Annotated in this window: 19 protein-coding genes; 5 read left to right on the top strand and 14 right to left on the bottom strand. The window is 65.9% G+C overall.

Annotated features, from left to right (window positions below):
* Nucleotides 1-15 precede the first annotated feature (15 nt).
* Nucleotides 16-1,208 (top strand): IS3 family transposase gene (locus WFG93_RS01865; RefSeq protein ID WP_336644616.1). Its coding sequence is split into 2 segments (ribosomal slippage): nucleotides 16-300 and nucleotides 303-1,208, totalling 1,191 coding nucleotides; the frame shifts between segments, so codons are not numbered across the junction.
* A 75-nt stretch (nucleotides 1,209-1,283) separates the two neighbouring features.
* Here the strand turns inward: WFG93_RS01865 and WFG93_RS01870 are convergent.
* The 3 genes from WFG93_RS01870 to WFG93_RS01880 are packed head-to-tail and all read right to left on the bottom strand — an operon-like array spanning nucleotide 1,284 to nucleotide 3,871.
* Nucleotides 1,284-1,991, bottom strand: a complete 708-nt coding sequence (locus WFG93_RS01870) for a DCL family protein (protein ID WP_336644617.1) — start codon at nucleotides 1,989-1,991, stop codon at nucleotides 1,284-1,286.
* A 21-nt stretch (nucleotides 1,992-2,012) separates the two neighbouring features.
* The gene (locus tag WFG93_RS01875; protein WP_336644618.1) at nucleotides 2,013-3,152 is read right to left on the bottom strand and encodes an XRE family transcriptional regulator; all 1,140 of its coding nucleotides are present in this window, start codon (nucleotides 3,150-3,152) and stop codon (nucleotides 2,013-2,015) included.
* Nucleotides 3,149-3,871, bottom strand: coding sequence for a hypothetical protein (locus WFG93_RS01880; protein WP_336644619.1), 723 nt, complete (start codon nucleotides 3,869-3,871; stop codon nucleotides 3,149-3,151). Before WFG93_RS01880 ends, WFG93_RS01875 begins: the two co-directional genes overlap by 4 nt.
* 796 nt (nucleotides 3,872-4,667) lie before the next feature.
* On the opposite strand from WFG93_RS01880, the gene WFG93_RS01885 reads away from it, so the two are divergent.
* A complete protein-coding gene (locus WFG93_RS01885) occupies nucleotides 4,668-5,093 on the top strand; it encodes a Panacea domain-containing protein (protein WP_336644620.1) in 426 nt (141 codons plus the stop codon).
* A 71-nt stretch (nucleotides 5,094-5,164) separates the two neighbouring features.
* Here WFG93_RS01885 and WFG93_RS01890 read toward each other — a convergent pair whose 3' ends face one another.
* Entirely contained in the window at nucleotides 5,165-7,414 is a 2,250-nt protein-coding gene (locus WFG93_RS01890; protein WP_336644621.1) for a hypothetical protein, read from the bottom strand.
* A 489-nt stretch (nucleotides 7,415-7,903) separates the two neighbouring features.
* On the opposite strand from WFG93_RS01890, the gene WFG93_RS01895 reads away from it, so the two are divergent.
* Complete coding sequence (locus tag WFG93_RS01895) at nucleotides 7,904-8,785, top strand: trypsin-like peptidase domain-containing protein (RefSeq protein ID WP_336644622.1); 882 nt, start codon at nucleotides 7,904-7,906, stop codon at nucleotides 8,783-8,785.
* On the opposite strand, the gene WFG93_RS01900 is transcribed toward WFG93_RS01895, so the two are convergent.
* From WFG93_RS01900 to WFG93_RS01910, 3 genes are all read right to left on the bottom strand, one after another.
* On the bottom strand, nucleotides 8,746-9,225 hold the full coding sequence (locus tag WFG93_RS01900; RefSeq protein WP_336644623.1) for a tyrosine-type recombinase/integrase: 480 nt from the start codon (nucleotides 9,223-9,225) through the stop codon (nucleotides 8,746-8,748). The two genes, WFG93_RS01895 and WFG93_RS01900, sit on opposite strands and share 40 nt — an antisense overlap.
* 355 nt (nucleotides 9,226-9,580) lie before the next feature.
* On the bottom strand, nucleotides 9,581-9,955 hold the full coding sequence (locus WFG93_RS01905; RefSeq protein WP_336644624.1) for a hypothetical protein: 375 nt from the start codon (nucleotides 9,953-9,955) through the stop codon (nucleotides 9,581-9,583).
* Nucleotides 9,956-10,059: 104 nt separating this feature from the next.
* On the bottom strand, nucleotides 10,060-10,536 hold the full coding sequence (locus WFG93_RS01910) for a hypothetical protein (RefSeq protein WP_336644625.1): 477 nt from the start codon (nucleotides 10,534-10,536) through the stop codon (nucleotides 10,060-10,062).
* Nucleotides 10,537-11,195: 659 nt separating this feature from the next.
* Between WFG93_RS01910 and WFG93_RS01915 the strand changes: the two genes are divergently transcribed.
* Complete coding sequence (locus WFG93_RS01915; protein WP_336644626.1) at nucleotides 11,196-11,540, top strand: protein-L-isoaspartate carboxylmethyltransferase; 345 nt, start codon at nucleotides 11,196-11,198, stop codon at nucleotides 11,538-11,540.
* 38 nt (nucleotides 11,541-11,578) lie between these two features.
* Here WFG93_RS01915 and WFG93_RS01920 read toward each other — a convergent pair whose 3' ends face one another.
* Complete coding sequence (locus WFG93_RS01920) at nucleotides 11,579-11,878, bottom strand: peptide ABC transporter permease (protein WP_336644627.1); 300 nt, start codon at nucleotides 11,876-11,878, stop codon at nucleotides 11,579-11,581.
* Between the two features lie 116 nt (nucleotides 11,879-11,994).
* The gene (locus WFG93_RS01925) at nucleotides 11,995-12,354 is read right to left on the bottom strand and encodes a DUF7882 family protein (RefSeq protein ID WP_336644628.1); all 360 of its coding nucleotides are present in this window, start codon (nucleotides 12,352-12,354) and stop codon (nucleotides 11,995-11,997) included.
* A 132-nt stretch (nucleotides 12,355-12,486) separates the two neighbouring features.
* Between WFG93_RS01925 and WFG93_RS01930 the strand changes: the two genes are divergently transcribed.
* Nucleotides 12,487-12,957 (top strand): MarR family winged helix-turn-helix transcriptional regulator, encoded by a 471-nt coding sequence (locus WFG93_RS01930; RefSeq protein WP_336644629.1) that lies wholly within the window; start codon nucleotides 12,487-12,489, stop codon nucleotides 12,955-12,957.
* Nucleotides 12,958-12,986: 29 nt separating this feature from the next.
* Here WFG93_RS01930 and WFG93_RS01935 read toward each other — a convergent pair whose 3' ends face one another.
* The 5 genes from WFG93_RS01935 to WFG93_RS01955 all read right to left on the bottom strand — a co-directional run bounded on the left by WFG93_RS01935 (nucleotide 12,987) and on the right by WFG93_RS01955 (nucleotide 18,016).
* Nucleotides 12,987-14,189: a MalY/PatB family protein gene (locus WFG93_RS01935; protein WP_336644630.1), complete on the bottom strand. Its 1,203-nt coding sequence runs from the start codon at nucleotides 14,187-14,189 to the stop codon at nucleotides 12,987-12,989.
* A 77-nt stretch (nucleotides 14,190-14,266) separates the two neighbouring features.
* Nucleotides 14,267-15,301 (bottom strand): magnesium and cobalt transport protein CorA, encoded by a 1,035-nt coding sequence (locus WFG93_RS01940; protein ID WP_336644631.1) that lies wholly within the window; start codon nucleotides 15,299-15,301, stop codon nucleotides 14,267-14,269.
* Between the two features lie 98 nt (nucleotides 15,302-15,399).
* Entirely contained in the window at nucleotides 15,400-15,993 is a 594-nt protein-coding gene (locus tag WFG93_RS01945) for a copper resistance CopC family protein (protein ID WP_336644632.1), read from the bottom strand.
* 98 nt (nucleotides 15,994-16,091) lie between these two features.
* The gene (locus WFG93_RS01950; protein WP_336644633.1) at nucleotides 16,092-16,688 is read right to left on the bottom strand and encodes a hypothetical protein; all 597 of its coding nucleotides are present in this window, start codon (nucleotides 16,686-16,688) and stop codon (nucleotides 16,092-16,094) included.
* A gap of 44 nt (nucleotides 16,689-16,732) precedes the next feature.
* Nucleotides 16,733-18,016, bottom strand: coding sequence for a serine hydrolase domain-containing protein (locus tag WFG93_RS01955; protein WP_336644634.1), 1,284 nt, complete (start codon nucleotides 18,014-18,016; stop codon nucleotides 16,733-16,735).
* Nucleotides 18,017-18,051 lie beyond the last annotated feature (35 nt).

Here is an 18,051-nt window from a genome sequence, read left to right on the forward strand (position 1 = left end):
TGGAAGGATGTCATCATGCCCAAGCCGTTTCCTAAGGAGTTCCGCGACGATGTCGTGCGTGTGGCGCAGACGCGTGAGGCGAATGTCACGCTCGCGCAGATCGCGAAAGACTTCGGCGTGCACGTCGGCACTCTGGACAAGTGGCTTCGCGAAGCCCGTATCGAGGGTGGCGAACAGCCCGGCGTGACCCGCTCGGAGAGCGAGGAGATGCGGCAGCTGCGCAAGCGCAACCGGCTCTTGGAGCAGGAAGTCGAGGTGCTGCGGCGGGCGACAGCGTACTTGTCGCAGGCGCATCTGCCGGGAAAATGATGTACCCGCTCGTGACAGAGCTCGCCGCCGCAGGGATCCCTGTGACGGTGACGTGCCGGGTACTCAAGCTCTCCCGCCAGCCCTACTACCGGTGGCTGGCCGCCCCCATCACCCCGAGCGAGGTGGTGGAGGCGTATCGCGCGAACGCGTTGTTCGACGCCCACCAGGACGACCCCGAGTTCGGGCACCGACTGCTCGCGGACGAGGCCCGCGACGCAGGTGAGGGCATGTCCGATCGGACCGCGTGGCGGATCGCCTCGCAGAACGGCTGGTTCAGCGCGTTCGGCAAACCCAAGCGCGGCAAGGCCCGCCGGCCCGGCCCGCCCGTTCACGACGACCTCTGCGCCGTCGTCGACGAGAACGGCAGGACCCGACACGTGTTCGACGCCGACGCGCCGAACGAACTCTGGCTGACGGACATCACGGAGCACAAGACCGCTGAGGGCAAGCTCTACCTCTGCGCGATCAAGGACGTGTACTCCGGCCGGATCGTGGGGTATTCGATCGACTCACGAATGAAGTCCCGGCTAGCCGTCCAGGCGCTGGAGAACGCGGTCCAGGTGCGCGGCGACGTCGCCGGATGCGTGGTGCATTCGGACAGGGGATCTCAATTCCGAAGCCGCAAATTCCGGCGCGCACTGACACGCCATCGGATGGTCGGGAGCATGGGAAGAGTGGGCTCCAGCGGAGACAACGCGGCCATGGAATCGTTCTTCGCGCTGCTGCAGAAGAACGTCCTCGACCGGCGCTCCTGGAGCACCCGCGACCAGTTGCGCATCGCGATGGTGACCTGGATCGAAAGGACCTATCACCGCCGTCGACGCCAGGTCCGCCTGGGGCGTTTGACGCCCATCGAGTTCGAGACCATCATGAACACGACCGTCGCACTGGCGGCGTGACTACAACCTGTCACCTATCCGTGCAGCAGTCCCATCGATCTCCGCTTGGAGAGTCCGAGCGGGACCACACTAGTTTTAGGGTGTCCAGGCGTCCTTCGGGGGACGCGGACGCGCGCTAGCCTCGCTCGAGGTCGCGAGTTGCATGTTGGCATGAGCGTCATAGAAGGCTAGCCACCTCGTGTGGACCCCGTCGTCCATAAGATGGCTGCCGATCTGTACGCCGCCGTCGCCAGAATCGACGAGGATCTGGTCCCAGCCTCCCTCGCTCTCAGCGAATCGGAACGTGAGTTGACCCCACGTGGGCTCGTCGTAGATGACGTACCCGTCCTGACGCTCGGCGAACATCGCGCCAGAGATATCGCTGGCGAACGTTCCGTCTTTGATTCGAGCCTCCCGGTAGTCCAGTCGGCGGTCCTCCACTGCGAGGCGCAGGCCTTCCTTCGCGTCGGATTCGGGCGTGTGCTGGTTGATGCAGGTGGTGTAGCTGAAGTCGACTTTGTCGCCGTTTGTTCGCTTAATCCAGATTCCGGTCGCGTCGGGTCGAACGTTGAACTTGTCGCCATCACTGGTGAGGCCGACAAAGAAGTACTCGACGCCACCACCAATCTTTTCCTCAGCGTCGGGGTGCAGATCCAGGAGCTCCCTCAGCATCAGATCGTGCGCCGGGTCTGTGATCTGGCCATACGGTGCGTAGGGTCCGCCCGTGTGGAGGAGTCGGAATGCCGCGAGGGCGTCCTTCTTGCTGCGCCACTGAAACGAGGGAAGTACGACGGGAATGGCCACTTCTTTCTCCTTCTTGAGTGCCTAATCGACCAGTGTCAGCCGAGGGCGTTCGTCTTGTGCCCCGAGCATGCGGCGGACGTGCGCGGGCGTCCACGCGAGTTCGGCGGCAAGCTCCGGGATCGTCACGCCGCGCTGTTCCGCGAGTTCGACGGCCCTCGAGAGCAACGCGGGAAGCTCGCCCGGGAACTGTGCGACCGGCTCGTGAACGACGCCGACCTGGTTGATGCGAATGTAGCCTCGGCGCGCGGTGGCGTCGGAGATCTTCCCAAGTTCACGACTTCGGTAGATCACCGATTTCGGCTCAACACCCCACTCCAGGCTCACTTTCAGCACATCGGCCATGTCCAACCGGCTCTTCAGCCGAGCCTCCATCGCGGCGCGCGGGGTGAGGAACTCGGCCGCGAACTTGTCGGCCTCCCGCTCGACGTCAGTGGTGCCAGCAACTCGTCCGCCGTGAAGCACCAGGTGGCCGAGTTCGTGTGCAGCGCTGAACCGATGGCGGTAGACATCGTCGGCGCGGTCGGGCGAGAGCACCATGACGGGTCGGTTGAAGGCTGAGGTGGAGAAGGCGTCGATACGGGCAACCTCGTCCTCGGCCATTGGGACGAGGACGGCAATGATCCCCTTCGATTCCGCCAGCCTGACGACCTGGGGCACCGGCCCGTCGCCCATATCCCAGGCCTCTCGTAGATGCCTAGCAGCAGCTGCGGGGTCCGTAGGGAAGGTGCCTGGCGCGATCTCCCCCCCGGCAAACCCAGGAATGTCGACAGTTGGGAAACGCACGTGCCGCTCGAGAGCGTTCGCGAGCTCCCACACCTGTTCCGTGTATGAGATCGCCTTCTTCCGCTGTCGAGAAGTCGTGGCTCTCAGGCTCCGGAAGTAGACGTTGTCGGACTCGAGTCGGACCCGGGGTCGCCCCGCAGCGAAGAATCCCACCGGCACCTTCAAGTAGCCCGCAAGCTTCTCGAGCGTGTCTGCTCGCGGCGAAGTAACGCCTGACTCGAACTGACCGATGGCTGCTGCGGACACGCCGACGGCTTTCGCCAAGTCCTGCTTCGTCCGAAGCGCAAGCTGCCTGGCCTGTTGCAGCCGCTCTGGGTCGAACGTGCGCGCGACGGTAGCTGGGTCCGCGGTCGGCGCGCCTCCCGAGATCGGTTTCACTGGCCACCTGCAACGAGGTCATCGTCGTCGCCACGAACACCCATATCAAGGTCCTTCATGGGCGCTTCGTCGAAGCGACGCGGCTGGCTAGTCGCGTTGGCGGCGCCGAGATTGACCTCAACCTCAACAGGCAATTCTTCGTGGTGGATCCAGATCACACCACCGTGAGCATCGAGGTAGCCGTCGCCGATGTGGATGCGCTCGAGGCCAGCACGATCACTCGCGACGAAAGCGACAAGCACGACAGCCTCGGCCTCTGACGTCGGGGAGGCAAGCTCTTCAGCGTCCTCATCATCCTGCCACTCCGGGAGGGGGAGGTATTCTTCGGGCCGCCGTTCGACATCGGACAGCAGTTCGTCCCGGAACTGCGACCAGCGGATGACCAGGCGATCAGCTTCGGGACCGGACTGGGAGGCACACTTCGCCGCGTAAATGGTGGTCCCTCCGACGACCGGCAGGTAGAAGCGGCTGCCCTTCGGGCGAATCTTACGCACGTTCTGGACCTCAGCCAGCTCTTCCACGACGCCGAGAGCGAGCACCTGCCAGAACGTCGCGCCGTACGGTTCATCCGTCCGCAGCCCGCTCGCCGCCTTGGTGTCGGCGGACGTGTCGTGTGCGGAGCGGCCCGCCCGGATGAGCGCTTCGGCCACGGTGGGCGCGGCGTCACCGAACCGAGCCCGGAACCACTCGCTTCCGCCGAGTCCATGCATTGCGCCCATGCTTTCCCCTCGCGATCTGCTTTCGTTCGACAGTAGCACTTTATTGGCGAACGCGAAACGTACATTTTCCGTTCATTTTCGACGCTCAGCCATCGGCCGGGGAAGGTCGCGCCACGCCATCTTCGGGCGCTTGGTAACGGGCTTGCTGCCACGACGGGCCGAGTCGGGGCCGTTCGAGGCACGCTCGTGCGGCAATCGAGGGGCTGGCCCCTTGACGACACCCCTGTCCGGCGGATGCGTGGTGTGCCCGTGGCATGAGCGGTCGGAGATGAAGACCTAGCCTCGCCCGCGCCTGCCAGCCACTCCTTGAAATCGACCATCTGAACGTGGGCCGAGCCTTCGACATAAACCCACGTGTATGTCGCGCCACTCTCGTTGCAACAGGGCGAATCGCCGCTGGAGCGATTCTCGGGTGTCATACCAGGATGCCTAAGCCACGGACATGCAGGTGGCCTAAAGCCAACGGCACTTGGTCTTCGCTGGGAAGTGCAAATGACGTGCGCATCGCCGGGTGTGTCACGCCGCACGCTTCATTCCATGGTCGGTAGCCTTCCAGGCGGGGGTGCCATGGGTAGAAAGTCAACTGAGTGAGGTCTGCCGCCGGCCAAGGTTGGTGGCAACTCTGGGGGGCAGCCGCATTCGGGGGCCTCTTGCTCATCCTTGGGCCCTTCCTGATTTCGGCTGGGCAGAACGCCGCCGCGTCGCCAACCCCCGATACGTCCGTCGGATTCTGGTGGTGTGGTGGAGTCTTCCTGATCCTGGGAGGAATCGCGCTGACGACCGTGAATCAGGTGTCTTGAAGCTACAGAAGCTCTGCTTTCTCGCGCAGGGCTGGAACTTGGGGTTGCTCAACCGACAACTCTTCAGCGAGGACTTCGAGGCGTGGGCCAACGGTCCGGTAGCCTATGCGCTGTTCGACCGTCACCGAGGCAAGTACACGGTCAGCTCGTGGAGCGGAAACCCTGCCACGCTCGACCACCAAGAACGAATCGTCGTTGACGCTGTGCTGCGGAACTATGGAGCTCTTACAGGCCTGCAGCTGAGTGAGATCACCCACGAAGCCGGTTCTCCGTGGGCCCGCACTCGGATCGCATGCGGGGTGCGCGAGGGGCAGTCGTCCAACTCGACCATCCCGAAGAACATCATCCGCGACTATTACGCGGACAAGCTCATCGTGACCAACGCTGGCTCGAACCACTCAGCGACTCAGCGGCCGCACTAATCGCGAAACCGCGTAAAGAACGCGGACCGCCGCGCGCCCGAAGGTTATGCGCTTCGTTGCCTGGGCGGGAGTCAAGGTGATGGAAGCGATTGCAGATAACGGGTTCGCGCATCCATCTCTTCACTCCTCGGGATAACTTCCCCGTCGTAAATGACATCAATCAGGCGCTTGGTCCCCTCGTCAAAGATGAAAGCCGCGCCACGCGCAACTCTCGTCTGATACTTCTTGTCCCTCAGATACGTGGCGGCATTGGCGGCGATGCTCTCTCGCGTCTGGCCGCGAGGTTGCGTCACCCAGACCAACGCCCATGCATCTGTCTGTGCGCTGCCGACGCCTTCGAAGTAGCTGCGGCCCTGTCCGTCCTTCCGCGGCCGCGCAAGAAGCTTCCGAGGGATCCGCGCCCATTTTCGTTGAGTCTGCCCGTCACCCGATAGGAGCGTGGCACCGATACTCAACCAACCAAAGTCCTTGCGAGACGCCAGTTCATCGACAAGCCGATCCATCGGTCGGGCAGTTCGGTGCGGTTTTGGCGCCGAAAGCACATCTGGATCAATCTGAGACTGGTGCCATGCATCGAGCGGTCCAGTCCGCGGGTGAATGTAAACCTGTTGCTGGTCTTCCCAACGACCGAGATCGCGCTCGTTCACCCCGGAGGCGTGGGAAAGCTCAGCGCGCATCACCTTCGAGTCCGGCGCAACATACAGACCGGCATCGAAGTAGTACATGAACAGGTCTAGTTCATCCACGGCAAAGTAAGAGTGCGGCATTGCAGGGTCACGCCGACGCCGGAGGTATAGGAGAAAGTCAGCGGGGCGCTCGACTAGCTGCGCGATGATCTGAAGATCGTGGATCGAGATCAACCATGGCACTTCCCCGGCGTTCAGCAGCCCAGCGTCGACCAGCGCAGTGGTAGCAGTGGCTACATGCGTGAGATCCTCCAAAGTCAACGCGACCGTGTGCACTTCGCTTACGCGAGATAGATCCAGCCATTTGCCGGATTTCAGACGGATGCCTCCGTCTGACTCGATGCGGTTCTGGAGTCGACTAGCCTGCGCAGCCGCCCGCGAGATCATGTCCGTCAGGTTGCGGCGCAACTTTCCAATTACACCCACGCGCGCGTCCGGCGCTATCGATACAGCCTTGGCTTCGACGATCACGGCCACGTCGTCTACGACGAACAACATGTCACCTTCGACGCGCTTTGTGTAGTTGTCCGGCGGAAGCAACTGTTCGGCCTCGGTCGCCGGGATGAAGTAGTCGAATGCGAAGTGGGTAGTCGCTCCGGGCAGCATCAGTTCAAAGGCGGTCTTCCCGATGTCCTCCAGGACATCACCCCGGCGCTTCTGATACGCCTCCCATTCGGAACCCTTTCGTATGATCAGCTCAAGGTTCTCTCGCAGTGCTGGCAGAACGAGTGCCTCGTGGACGAGAATGTATCGCCCCTCCGCGGTCCGTATCACTGGTCGTGTACGGAGGGGGTTACTCCCGGCAGCGAATGCGTCCAGGATCTTCCTGGCCGAGCACGTCTCGGACGAGACGCTGAAGTGATCAAGGACAGCTCGCGTTGTCTCATCACCACATTGAGCGACGGCGCCGACTTCGGAGACCGAGAAGACGACGAGATCCGCAGTCGGCTGCCAGAATTCGTTAAACGCCACCTTCTCCTCTGACGTCAGCACCAGCTCGTTCACGCCGGCAAGAAATCCGGGCCGCGCATGGACGGTAGCGACGTACTTCTTCGAGCGCTTGTTGGTCGAGCTCATCTGGAGCTCGTTGAGTGCGGTGAGCACACGGGTCGCTTCCCGGGCATCGAACCCGAGGGTGCGCTTCAAGAAGCCAGCGACCTGGGGTGAGTCGAAGAGCAAACCGTGGGTTCGGGCGACCATGTCGGGGTAGGAGCTGTTCCGCACCCATACCTCCCGGCCGCGCACAGAAGTCGCGATGCGCGCCAGCGGATCGTCCGGAGTCTGCAGGGCGAAGAGCGCCAACGACCGGTTAATGAGATCGCCCACAGTGGAGACCCAATCATGCGCCTCCACGTAGAGGCCGTTTGTTGGTTCAGAACCGGCTGACCCATTATCGGTGCCGCGCGAGACTGCGAGCGCCAACAGTGCAAGGAGCTCAGCCTTGGTTGGACCTCCGTCGGTGTTCGGTTTGACCAGTCCACCAACTTGCCATGGCAGACAAGCGATGCGAGCGAGCTCCACAACGCGCTCAGGACGGTGTCTGCTGAGTTGCGCGATGAGAGCCGCGAGTCCACTTTCGATCCGCGCATTGAGCGCGCCGACTGGATTGTCAGTTTCAGTCGCCTCGCGGATCAAGCGTTCATACTGCCCCTCCACTGCACTTCGCTCGTTGGTGAACGAGGACGGAAGCGGAGCACCCGATCCAGACTTAGGACGCACCCGCCTTCGGCTCATACGTTCACCCAACCACGTCTTGTGCCGCGGACGAAGTCAACAAAGATGGCCCATGAGTGCCTCGCCCTCATCAGCGCCATCCCTCAACCCCAACCACTGACCAGAAGCGCCCGCTGAACAGGCCTTCATCGGTGCGGTTTGTCCGGACTTGCTGTGGAAGACGCATTGGCGGGCTTTCGGAACACCTCGGGAAACGTCGGTCCGGGAACACGGGCCAGAGCACGTTAGTAGTCCGGAATAGCTTTGGAGGTGACACCACCGGATTATCCCCAGGTCACAGCGGCTTTCCATCGGCCGTTGGTTCCAGCCGGAGGACCGCCTCTAGTCCCGGCCGTGCCATAGACGTGCCACATCGGCGTAAATGCAGGCGCGTGACGCTATGGTCGCTTCATGCCCCGACCCCCCGTCTCGACCGTTGCCGATCAGGTTTTCTACTCCACCGTCCGCATCGAGACGGAGGTTCCGGGAGGCACTTCCACTGGGACCGGCTTCCTCGTTCTCTACGACTATGGAGACGGTTCGTCATACCCGGTACTCGTGACCAATAAACACGTGCTCGCGGGGGCAACCGAGGCACGATTTACCCTTCCTCGACTCGCGGACGGGACCACGCTCGCGGACGGGGTGCCAATGAACGCGGGGACGCAAACAATTGTTCGGGGCTTCGGGACGAACAGTTGGGTTGGCCATCCGCGCGCTGACGTAGACGTGGCCGCCATGATGTTCGGCCCCATCCTCCACAACATGACCGAGCGAGGCGCGCCCGCGTTCTACCGAGGCTTCGGTGCAGACCTCCTTCTCACCGAGGTGCAGTCAGAGGCGCTTGACTCGATCGAGGATGTCACGTTCGTCGGATACCCAAGTGGCCTCTACGACACCGACTCGATGCTTCCGATCGCGCGCCGAGGTCAGACGGCGACACCCGTGTTCAACAACTACCAGGGCAAGCCCGCGTTCCTAATCGACGCCTCGGTCTTTCCAGGTTCCAGCGGAAGTCCGGTCCTGATTCTCAATCGGGGGAGTTACACAACCCGAGAGGGTGCGACAGTGATCGGTTCCCGGCTTCATGTGGCGGGCGTCGTTGCGTCTGTGCACACTCGACAGGTACACGGCGAAATCATCCTCACCGCCGCAGGCATAGCCTCGTTCGACGACATGATCGACCTCGGCATCGTGTTCAAGGCGAGCGCGATTCAGCAGTGCGTAGACGCACTGTTCCAAAGTGCTGGCGTTCAGCCCGTGGCGACGCCCGCTCCGTCGGAACTGGCATAGCCACCGCCTACCGGCAAGGCGACGGCGCTGAGCGCATCCATTGCCACCGCGAGCACCGCATTCCGCTCCTCCGCGGCGTGCTGGTAGATAAGCGCGGCGCGCGCTGTGCGGTGCCCGGCGCGGGCCATGAGTTCCCGGGTGGTGCCACCGACCTGGGCGGCCGCGGTTAGCCCAGCGTGCCGGAGGTCGTGCACGTGGAACTGCCCCAGGTCGACGCCGCGGGCCGCCTTGCGCCAGGCGTGCCCGAGGGCGTTGCCGGTGATGGCCTTGCCGTCCCGGCGGGGGAACAGCGGCGACTTGGCGAGTCCCTTCGTCGCGGCCAGGTAGGCCTCGACCTCCGCGGCGATGCTGGGCGGGAGCATCACGGTGCGCGCCTCCCCCGTCTTCGTCGGCGTGGTCGTTGACTCCCGCGCACGTAGATGCGCTGGCGCTCCACCCATAGGGCTCCGTTCGCGTAGTCACCCGCTGGAGCGCTTCCAACTCCCCCACGCGGAGATGCGCGCCGTAGGCCACGCGGATGGGCAGGTGCTACTTCTCCGGCATGGCCGCCACGATGGCGGCCAGGTGCTGTGGCGTAGGGGCCGAACGGCTGGAGCCCGGCGCGGTGGTCCCGGTAGGTGCTGCGCATGCGGTCCGCGCGAACTCCGGCGATGTGGTCAAGAGCCTCACGCTTCGTGCCGAACGTGGTCGGCGCGGTCATGGGACGGCCCGCGGGGTCAGGGTATCGGGCCTGGTAGCGGCCCGAGGGCAGTTTGCGGACGCTCCCGAAGGAGGCCCGACTCGTCTTCCGACTGGTCATCGCTTGCCTTTCACGTTGCGGGCCTCTGGTCGCCTGGACCAGTGAGCCTCGGGGATCTCGTAAGTGTTGAGCGCGTCGCACGCGGCGAGCATCGCGGGCGTCGGACGCGGCCTGGTGCGGATCGTTTCGGGGTCGAGCCCGAGGATTGCGGCGTGCTCCCGGTCGTCGGCGTCGATCGACTCGCTCTGGGCGCGAGCCTCCGCGAACGCTTTGTCCTGATAGGTAGCGACACGATCCCGGAGTCCGGGGACGTCCACGACGCGACGGCGGGCGATCTCGATCAAGTGGGCGTATCGCATCCAGGCCCGTCGAGCGTCCGCGAGAGCCTCCGCCGCCTCCTGAAATCGCGCCCATCCCTCGATCTCAGGCATCGCGCTCTCGCCGTTCACTGTCGCATCGAGCCGACCGATTCTGGCAGAGTCCGTGCCGCCGCCCAGATCGACCGCTTCCGGCACAGCAGTGAGGTCCGCTGAGTTCAGGCGGGGAAGCGTTCCTTCCACTCCGGCCGTAGATGAGCGCGCATCAGCTCCCACATGTATTCCAGGGCCTCCAGAACGCGGCCCAGATTCGGGGTGGCAACATCATGCCTGTTCACGGAGAGGTGACAGATTCGAAGGTCGATGGATGCCTTCACATCGGTGACAGACATGCCGATGCGGCTCTCGAATTCAAGTCTTCGCTCACTCGGGCGCCATGCGCGGGTGGTGTACCACGTCGCTCGCGATAGTGCCGTCTGCCTCTCACGCGGTTGAAGCGACGGGTAGAAGAGGAACTCCATGAGTGCACGAGCGTGGATGAGGCCGGCCTCCGCGAGAAGCCAGGACCGCGGATCGTCCCAGCCAAGTTCAGCGCCGGCCGTCTGAGCGAGCCGCATCTGTTCGAGCTCATAGGAGATATCCCCGACCATGTCCATGTCCTCGTCGGTTGGGATGTAGTACTCGGGCTTAGGCATCGGTCCCCTTTCGATATCTGAACGATAGCGAGGCGCGAACGCACGCATAGAGCGCCCATGACCATCTACCGCCTCGTACATGTACTGGCGACCCCTGCTGACTTCCTGTTTTTCGCCCCCGGGTTGCCTGCCCGCCGGGCTCGAAGAAGCATGTCGGCGGCGGCCGGCTGGTGGAGGCGTCGCAGAGTATCAAGCCGTGGCGTACCGCCATCGAGAAGGCTCTCAAGACGCAAAAGCCTGCGGGAATGCTCCCAATGGATGGTGCTCTGTCCTTTGCGGTGGAGTTCTGGCCCCCCCGCCTGAAAGGACACCCCAAGACGAAAATGACCTTGCCTCGGCCCACCCGACCTCGACAAGCTGGGCCGCGAAGCCCTGGACCCGCTCATCCAGAACGCGGTCATCCAGGATGACTCACGCATCACAGACCTGCTGAGCGTGAAGCGGTTCGTCCCGACCCATCCCCGCCATACTTTCGCCGACGACAAGCACCTACCCGGGGCGATGTCCCGGAATTGCCACCACCGGATCACTGCGGCTTCCCGGCGCGACAGCGCACTTCGCATTCCGTACGGGCCGCTGCGCATGCGAGCCGGTGCCTCCACCGTGCGTTAGCGTTCTATGAGGGCGCGCGTGCGCTCCATGAAAGAACAGGGTGCTGCATGCCGTATCGCGACCGGGCCAGAGTCGAAGGCTGGGTGAACGAGTACAACGCGACTCACGATGTCGAGGCGTTGCGGGTCGGCGTCCTCGACAAGAACTTCGAGTCAGGGCCGAACTCCGCGATCGTCATCGTCACGCTGCGCTCCGCCAGCACCATCACGTTCCTGCACCCGGCGATCCGCAAGGGCGCACCGGTGTGGATGGTCACCTTCGAAGAGCGCAACGAGCCGGTCGACCTCGACGACGCAGGACTGCGGCTGCTGGCTGAGGACATGTGCGCTGTCGCCGAGCTTCGGTCGTATCTGCAGGAGAAGACCGACGCTCTGCTGGTCCAGGCCCACTGAGCCCTCGGGCTCCGCTCCTCGGAGCGAGCGCCGGCGGGTCAGGCCGGGATCGCGGTGAGCAGCGCGCCGATGGCCGCCGTCGCGCCCGCCACGATTCCGGCCGAGGTCGCCACCGGCATGAAGGCGCGGGCGACCCGACGCTCGCGCTCGCGGGAGCCCTCGGGGACCCAGCCGGTCACGGCCGAGCGCGCCTCGACGAAGCTGGCATAGCGCCCGATCGGCGCGCTGGTCGCGTCGAAGGCGATGAAGTGTCCGTCGGCTGTCGAGTCGATCGAGCCCACGAACTCTCCGGCGCGGGAGGCGACGTGGAAGCCCTTGTCGACGGTGCTCCAGGTCACCGCCCGCGATGAGGAGGGGGCGGGGCGAGTCGGCGCCTGCGTCCTGCTGGCACGGACGGCCGTGGCTCTCGGGGGTCGCTCGAACCGTACTCCGGCGAAGCGCTCTGCGGCGATGGTCATGCGGCACGCACCAGGGTGGGGGTGCGGACGTCGAGGTCGGCGATGTCGCGCTCTGCGACCTGGTCGCAGAGATCGATGATCACTCCGTTGCTGGTGTTCGCAGCATCGGCGAGCTCCTGCAGGTACGCGCGGTCGAGCTTCGACGCGGCTTCGGCATCCATCTGGAACTGCAGCGGGATGGAGCAGTGCAGCCAGATGCTGGAGCGCTCGACGGCACCGTCGACGATGTGGTCCCAGGAGAGCGAGAAGCTCTCGGACCTTCTGAGCTTGGTGGAGATCAGAACCTTCAAGTGAGCGAGGATCCGGTCCGGCATCTCGATCGGATCGCCGGTGGCTCCGTAGTGCAGCGTGCCCATGTTCACTCCTCAGGTCGTGCGGGGATCCTCAAAAGTTGAGGTGTGAGAAAACTTACTCACAGGCAAAGTAGTTTGTCAAACTACATACCTGACACACTTGATATCGGTTATGCTGATGCGGGAGGAGGACGCATGTCTCAGAAACACGACCCCGCGGCACAGGTGCTGGAAGCACTTCGTGCGTACCGCGAAGCCGACAGTGCGATGAACGCTCGCGCTCGCGCCGCTTCTTCGATGACCGACAACGAGATGCGGATCATCCAGTTCCTCCTCTCGGCCCAGAAGAAGAACGCCGCCGTCACTCCCACTGCGCTCTCCCGGCACCTCGGCGTCACCTCCGCGTCGATGACGGCCCTCCTGGACCGTCTGGAACGAGCCGGCGCAATCGAGCGGGTGCGTCACCCCTCCGACCGTCGCAGTCTCCTCATCACCGCCACACCGCGCGCCGAGGAGACAGTCGGCGCTCCCGTCGTCGCCATCCAGGAGGCGACCCGTCAGATCGCCGCAGAGCTGAGCGACGAGGAGCACTCGACCATCCTGACCTTCCTCGACAAGCTCACGGGTGCCGTGGATGAGGCCGGGCGCACCCTCGCCGCGTCCTGATCGCGCGTCCTGATCCCGCGTTCGCCCGATCAGACGGCGTCACCGAGCGCCGCGGCGATCCGTGCGATGGCCTCGCGGATCAGCGGACGCGGCGTCGCGAACACGAAGCGCGTGCATCCGATCGCCGCTCGTCCGCACTGCGCACCGTCGGTCATCGCCACCCCGGCGTGCTCGCGGAACCACGCGCCCAGATCGATCTCCACCCCGGCACGCGCGAACAGGTCGGTGCCACGGAAGTCCAGCAGCGCGATGTAGGTGCCCTCCGGCACGGTCACCCGCACCCCGGGAAGGTGCTCGGCGACGAGGTCTGCCAGCAGCCGCCTGTTGCCGTCGAGATAGTCGGTAACCCCTGCGAGCCAGTCGGCGCCGCCCGTGTACGCCGCCAGCTGCGCGATCACGCCGATGGTCGCGGTGCCGTGCCCGGCCCACCCACCGTCGGCGTCCCATGCGTCGCGGGTCTCGTCGTTGGAGAGGATCAGCTGCGCGCACTTGAATCCGGCGAGGTTCCACGCCTTCGAGGCGGACGTGCCCGTCAGGGTGTGCGCTGCCGCCTCTGCGGAGATCGACGCATAGGGGATGTGCTGGGCCGGCGCGTAAACCAGCGGGGCATGGATCTCGTCGGAGAACACGCGCCCACCGGCATCCGATACGGTCCGGGCGATCGCGAGCAGCTCCTCGCGCGTGGCCACCGTGCCCAGGGGATTGTGCGGGTTGCACAGCACCAGCAGATCGCCGCCGTCGGCGAAGGCCGCGGTCACCGCCGCCAGATCCATCGTCCAGCGACCGCCGACCTCGCGACTGGGCACCTCGATCACACGACGACCGTGCCGCACCGGCACATCGAGGAAGGGCATGTACGCCGGAGTCGGCACGATCACCGCGGCATCGGGAGCGGTGTAGGTCGTGATCGCGAACTCGTAGGCGGCGATGACATCCGCGACGAGGCGAACGTCACTCTCTGCCACCGCCCAGCCGTAGCGGTGCTCGTACCACTGCGCCACAGCGCGCTGCAGCGCCTGGGCGGTGGGCAGGGGCAGGTAGCCCGTGAAACCCGCGTGCAGCGCCTCGGTGACGGCATCGGTGATCGCCGGCGCGACCCCGAAGTCCATCTCAGCGATGAACGAGCCGATCGAGTCGGGGAACCGCGTCCACTTCACGCTGCCCGCGCGGCGCAGCTCGGCCTCGGTGATGGCGTCGTACGGGTGCGTGGCGGTGAGGTCGGCGAGCGTCATGCTTCCATTCTGGTGCGCGGCCCACGCCGTGGCATCCTCACGCGCACCGCGGCGTCACACTCGCACGCGGCCGCGAGCTACAGCCAGCCCTTGCGCTTGAAGCCCAGGTACAGGCCCCCGGCGAGCGCCGCCATCGCTCCCAGCGCCAGCGGATAGCCCGCCGGCCAGGCGAGCTCGGGCATGTGACGGAAGTTCATGCCGTAGATCGCGCCGATCAGGGTCGGGGCGAACAGGATGGCCGCCCACGCCGAGATGCGCTTCATCTGATCGCCCTGCCGGATGCTCTCCTCGGTCATCCGCCGCATCGCGTCGTTCTGCCGGCGTGCGACGATCGTCGACTCCACGGTGAGGGCGTTGTCGAGCACCGCACGGAACGTCGCCGCGCGCTCCGCCACGCGGATGGTGTGGTCCTGCACGTCGCGCAGTCGGCGCTGCAGCTCGGCATCCGCCTCCACGACGGGCTCTTCCGCGCGTCGGGGCTCCTGCTGCAGCAGCGCGGCGACCAGGTCGGTGAGCGGCTGAGCTGCCCGCTGGAAGTCGATGACCTCCCGCGAGAGACCGTAGATGCGCTGCGTGGCGTCGACATCCTCGACGAAGAGCTGACTCTCGATCTCGTCGATGTCGTTCTCGAGGCCGGTGAGCACCGGTGCGTAGTCGTCGACCACCTGGTCGAGGATGGCGTACAGCACCGCGGGGGGACCGTGTGAGAGCAGCTCGGGATCCGCCTCGAGCCGCGCGCGCACACGGCCCAGGTCGGGAGCTTCGGCATGACGCACGGTGACCACGAAATCACGCCCGACGAAGACGTGCACCTCGCCGAACTCGACCTCCTCCTCGGCGTCGAGGTAGCGCGCGGGGCGCAGCACGACGAAGAGGTGATCGCCGTAGCGGTCGACCTTGGGCCGCTGGTGCCCCCGCAGCGCGTCCTCGACGGCCAGCTCGTGCAGCCCGAACTCCGAGGCCACGGCGTGCAGCTCGTCCTCGCTGGGACGATACAGCCCGATCCAGCCCATCCCACCGCGCGCGTGCATGAGCTCGAACGTCTCGTCAAGGGTGCGCGGGTTGGCGGTGCGCACCCCGTCCACGTAGATGCCATTGTCGACGATCGTCATGCCGTGCCTCTCGGGTCGTGTGCGGGATGACGCCGCTCGGCGCCGCCCCGGCCCGACGGTATCACCGGAGCGGGGACGGCACCGATCGAGCAGTGGCGTCAGCGGCGGCGGCGTGCCGCCATGACGACGGCGAGGACGATCGCGACGAGCACCACCACGCCCAGCCCGATCAGCAGCGGCCACGGCGTGGCATCCGCTTCGACGGTGGCGGTGGGTGTCGCCGTCTCGCTCGGGGTGCCGGTCTGCGCCGGGGCGGCGGTCTCGGTCGGCTGCGCCGTCGCTGTCTCGACCGGCGGCGCAGCGGCGAGCGCGAAGCCGTACTCCCCCGACGTGGGGTGGCCGTCGCTGGAGACCACCTGCCAGGTGACGCGGTACGCCCCGTTCGGCATGCCCTCGGCGAGCGGAACCGTCACGGTGTCGGCGCTGATCTCCGGCTCGCCGGCGACCCAGTCCTTGCCCGACTCGTCGGTGACGGTCATCGCGGTGCCGCTGTTCTCGTCCAGCGAGAGCAGGTTGTTCGAGAACGTCAGCACGACTTCGGTGGGGGCGCTGGTGAGCTGCGCGTCGGCCGCCGGCGTGCTCGAGACGATCGTGTCGTGGGCGGATGCCGGTGCGGCGACGGCGAGGGAGGCGGCCACGGCTGCGGCGGCGACGGCGGTCGCGATACGGGTGCGGATGCGGGTACGGAACATGAGAACTCTTTTCTGGTGGCCGCTGAGCGGCGACTTCATCGGAAGCAGGCGCGACTCCGGTCGGGGTCGCGCTCTCGCAGCGGGTGCTGCTGCGTGGATCAGATGAAGAGCGGCGGCGGCCCGCGTCGGCGCAGCGTCGACAGCGTCGGGTTCTCGCGCTGTGGTGCGGGGTGCGCCGCCCACATCGTCCGCACCGATACCGGCGCCGATCGCACGGTCGACGGAAGCATCCGGCGGAGCCAGCCGACGATCGTGTTCGCGATCGCCACCAGGCCGTGCACGAGGCGCTCACCGCGATGCAGCGCGAGTACCGTGAGGGCGGCGGCGACGGCGTGCGCGCACCACATGGCCGCGTCGGGAAGCACTGCCCCGGTGCCCACGGAGCTCATCGCGCCGAGTGCTCCGATCCCGTGCACGTGCGGCGCGAATCCGCCGCGCGGAGTGATGGCGCCCAGGACGAACAGGATGTGGAACAGCGCCTGAGACAGCATCACCGACAGGGTCAGCCGGCTGAGCGAGAGCCGGATGCCGGCGAGCACGGTGCACACCATGAACGACAGCAGCCAGGGGATGACGATGCCCAGCATCCCGGGCAGCTGCCCCCCGCCGCAGACATGCGAGGTCAGCGCGACGAACGTCGCGACGGTGCCGCCCACGAGACCACGCAGCAGCGGGATACGACGAGACGGACGCACCCTCTCATCCTTTCACGCGATGCCGACGCATTCGCCTTCGTCGGTCACTCCCCCGCAGCGGGGCAGATCGCCGTGTCCGCGATGGTCTGCCCGTACTGCTCGGCGGTGAACGGCAGGCCGAAGTCGGGGGCGGCCTGCCCCTCGGCGGCGGGCGACTTCGAGGCGATCGCCGCGAGCTGCCAGGCGAGGTAGGCGGCGGGAGAGCTGCCCGCGGTGGAGCCGTTCAGGGTGACCGCCACGGTGAAGCCGGTCGCCGGGTCGGAGTATGCGGCCGTCGCATAACCGGGCACCCATCCCTGCTGACCGATCATCGAGCCGACCAGGAACGCGCCCCCCGTCGCCTGATACCAGCTCGGCGCCTTCGAGCTGGCGGGCAGCGGCGCGGCGAAGCGGGCCGGCTCTGCGTTCTTCTTGCGCAGCGCCTGACGAGCCTCGGCCTGCGTGTAGCGGCCCAGATCGGTGATCGTCGAGACCACGCCCGAGTCGGTGTAGCCGATGCTCGAGGAGCTCTCGGTGATGTCGATCGGAGCGGCGCAGTCGACGCCACCGCCCTCGGCCGGCGGGAGGTAGGTGCCCTTCAGAGCGGGCGCGGGCGTGGGCGGCGCCGAACGCGGCGAGGGCAGCGAAGTCGACGAGAGCTCGAGCGGGGTCGTGACGTACTTGGCGATGAGCTCGGACGCGCTGCGGCCGGAGATGCGCTCGAGGGCGGTGCCCAGCATCAGGTAGCCGGCATCGGAGTCACGGTACGCCGTGTGCGCCGGGCCGCGACTGGAGCCCAGCCCGAAACTCGCCAGCTGCATCGGCGCCCACTCGCGACCGGGCGTGTTCAGCCAGTACTCCTTGACCGTCGCCTCTGACGAACCCACCCCGCTGGTGCCGTTGCACAGATCGAGCAGGGTGATGTCGGTGAGGTCGGCGACTCCCGAGACGTACTTCGGCACGGGAGCGTCGAGCTTGACCTTGCCGTCGTCGGCCATGCCGTAGAGCACATCGCAGGTCATCATCCGGGTTACGTCCGCCACGCGGAACGACATGTCGGCGGTGACCTCGGGACCGTCCGGGCCCTGCGTGCCGAGGCCGGCGACCCATTGGCCGCTCCACGGCACCCAGACGCCCACGATCGCGCCGCTCGAACCGCTGGCGGCCATGGCCTGCTCGACGGCCGCCTGCAGCTGCCCCGTCACATCGTCGGGCAGCGCCCCATCGACCTGCTTCGGCGGGGTGTAGCTGAACTCCTGCTCCGACGCGGAGCAGCCGGTGAGTGCGAGAGCCAGGGCGAGCGCGCCGCCCAGGACTGCGCGCACGCGGCGCGACGAGCGAAGATGCATGTGACGTGTCTCCCGGGGATGGATTCTCCGAGTCT

The sequence above is a fragment of the Microbacterium sp. USHLN186 genome, from assembly GCF_037145155.1.
GTDB lineage: Bacteria > Actinomycetota > Actinomycetes > Actinomycetales > Microbacteriaceae > Microbacterium.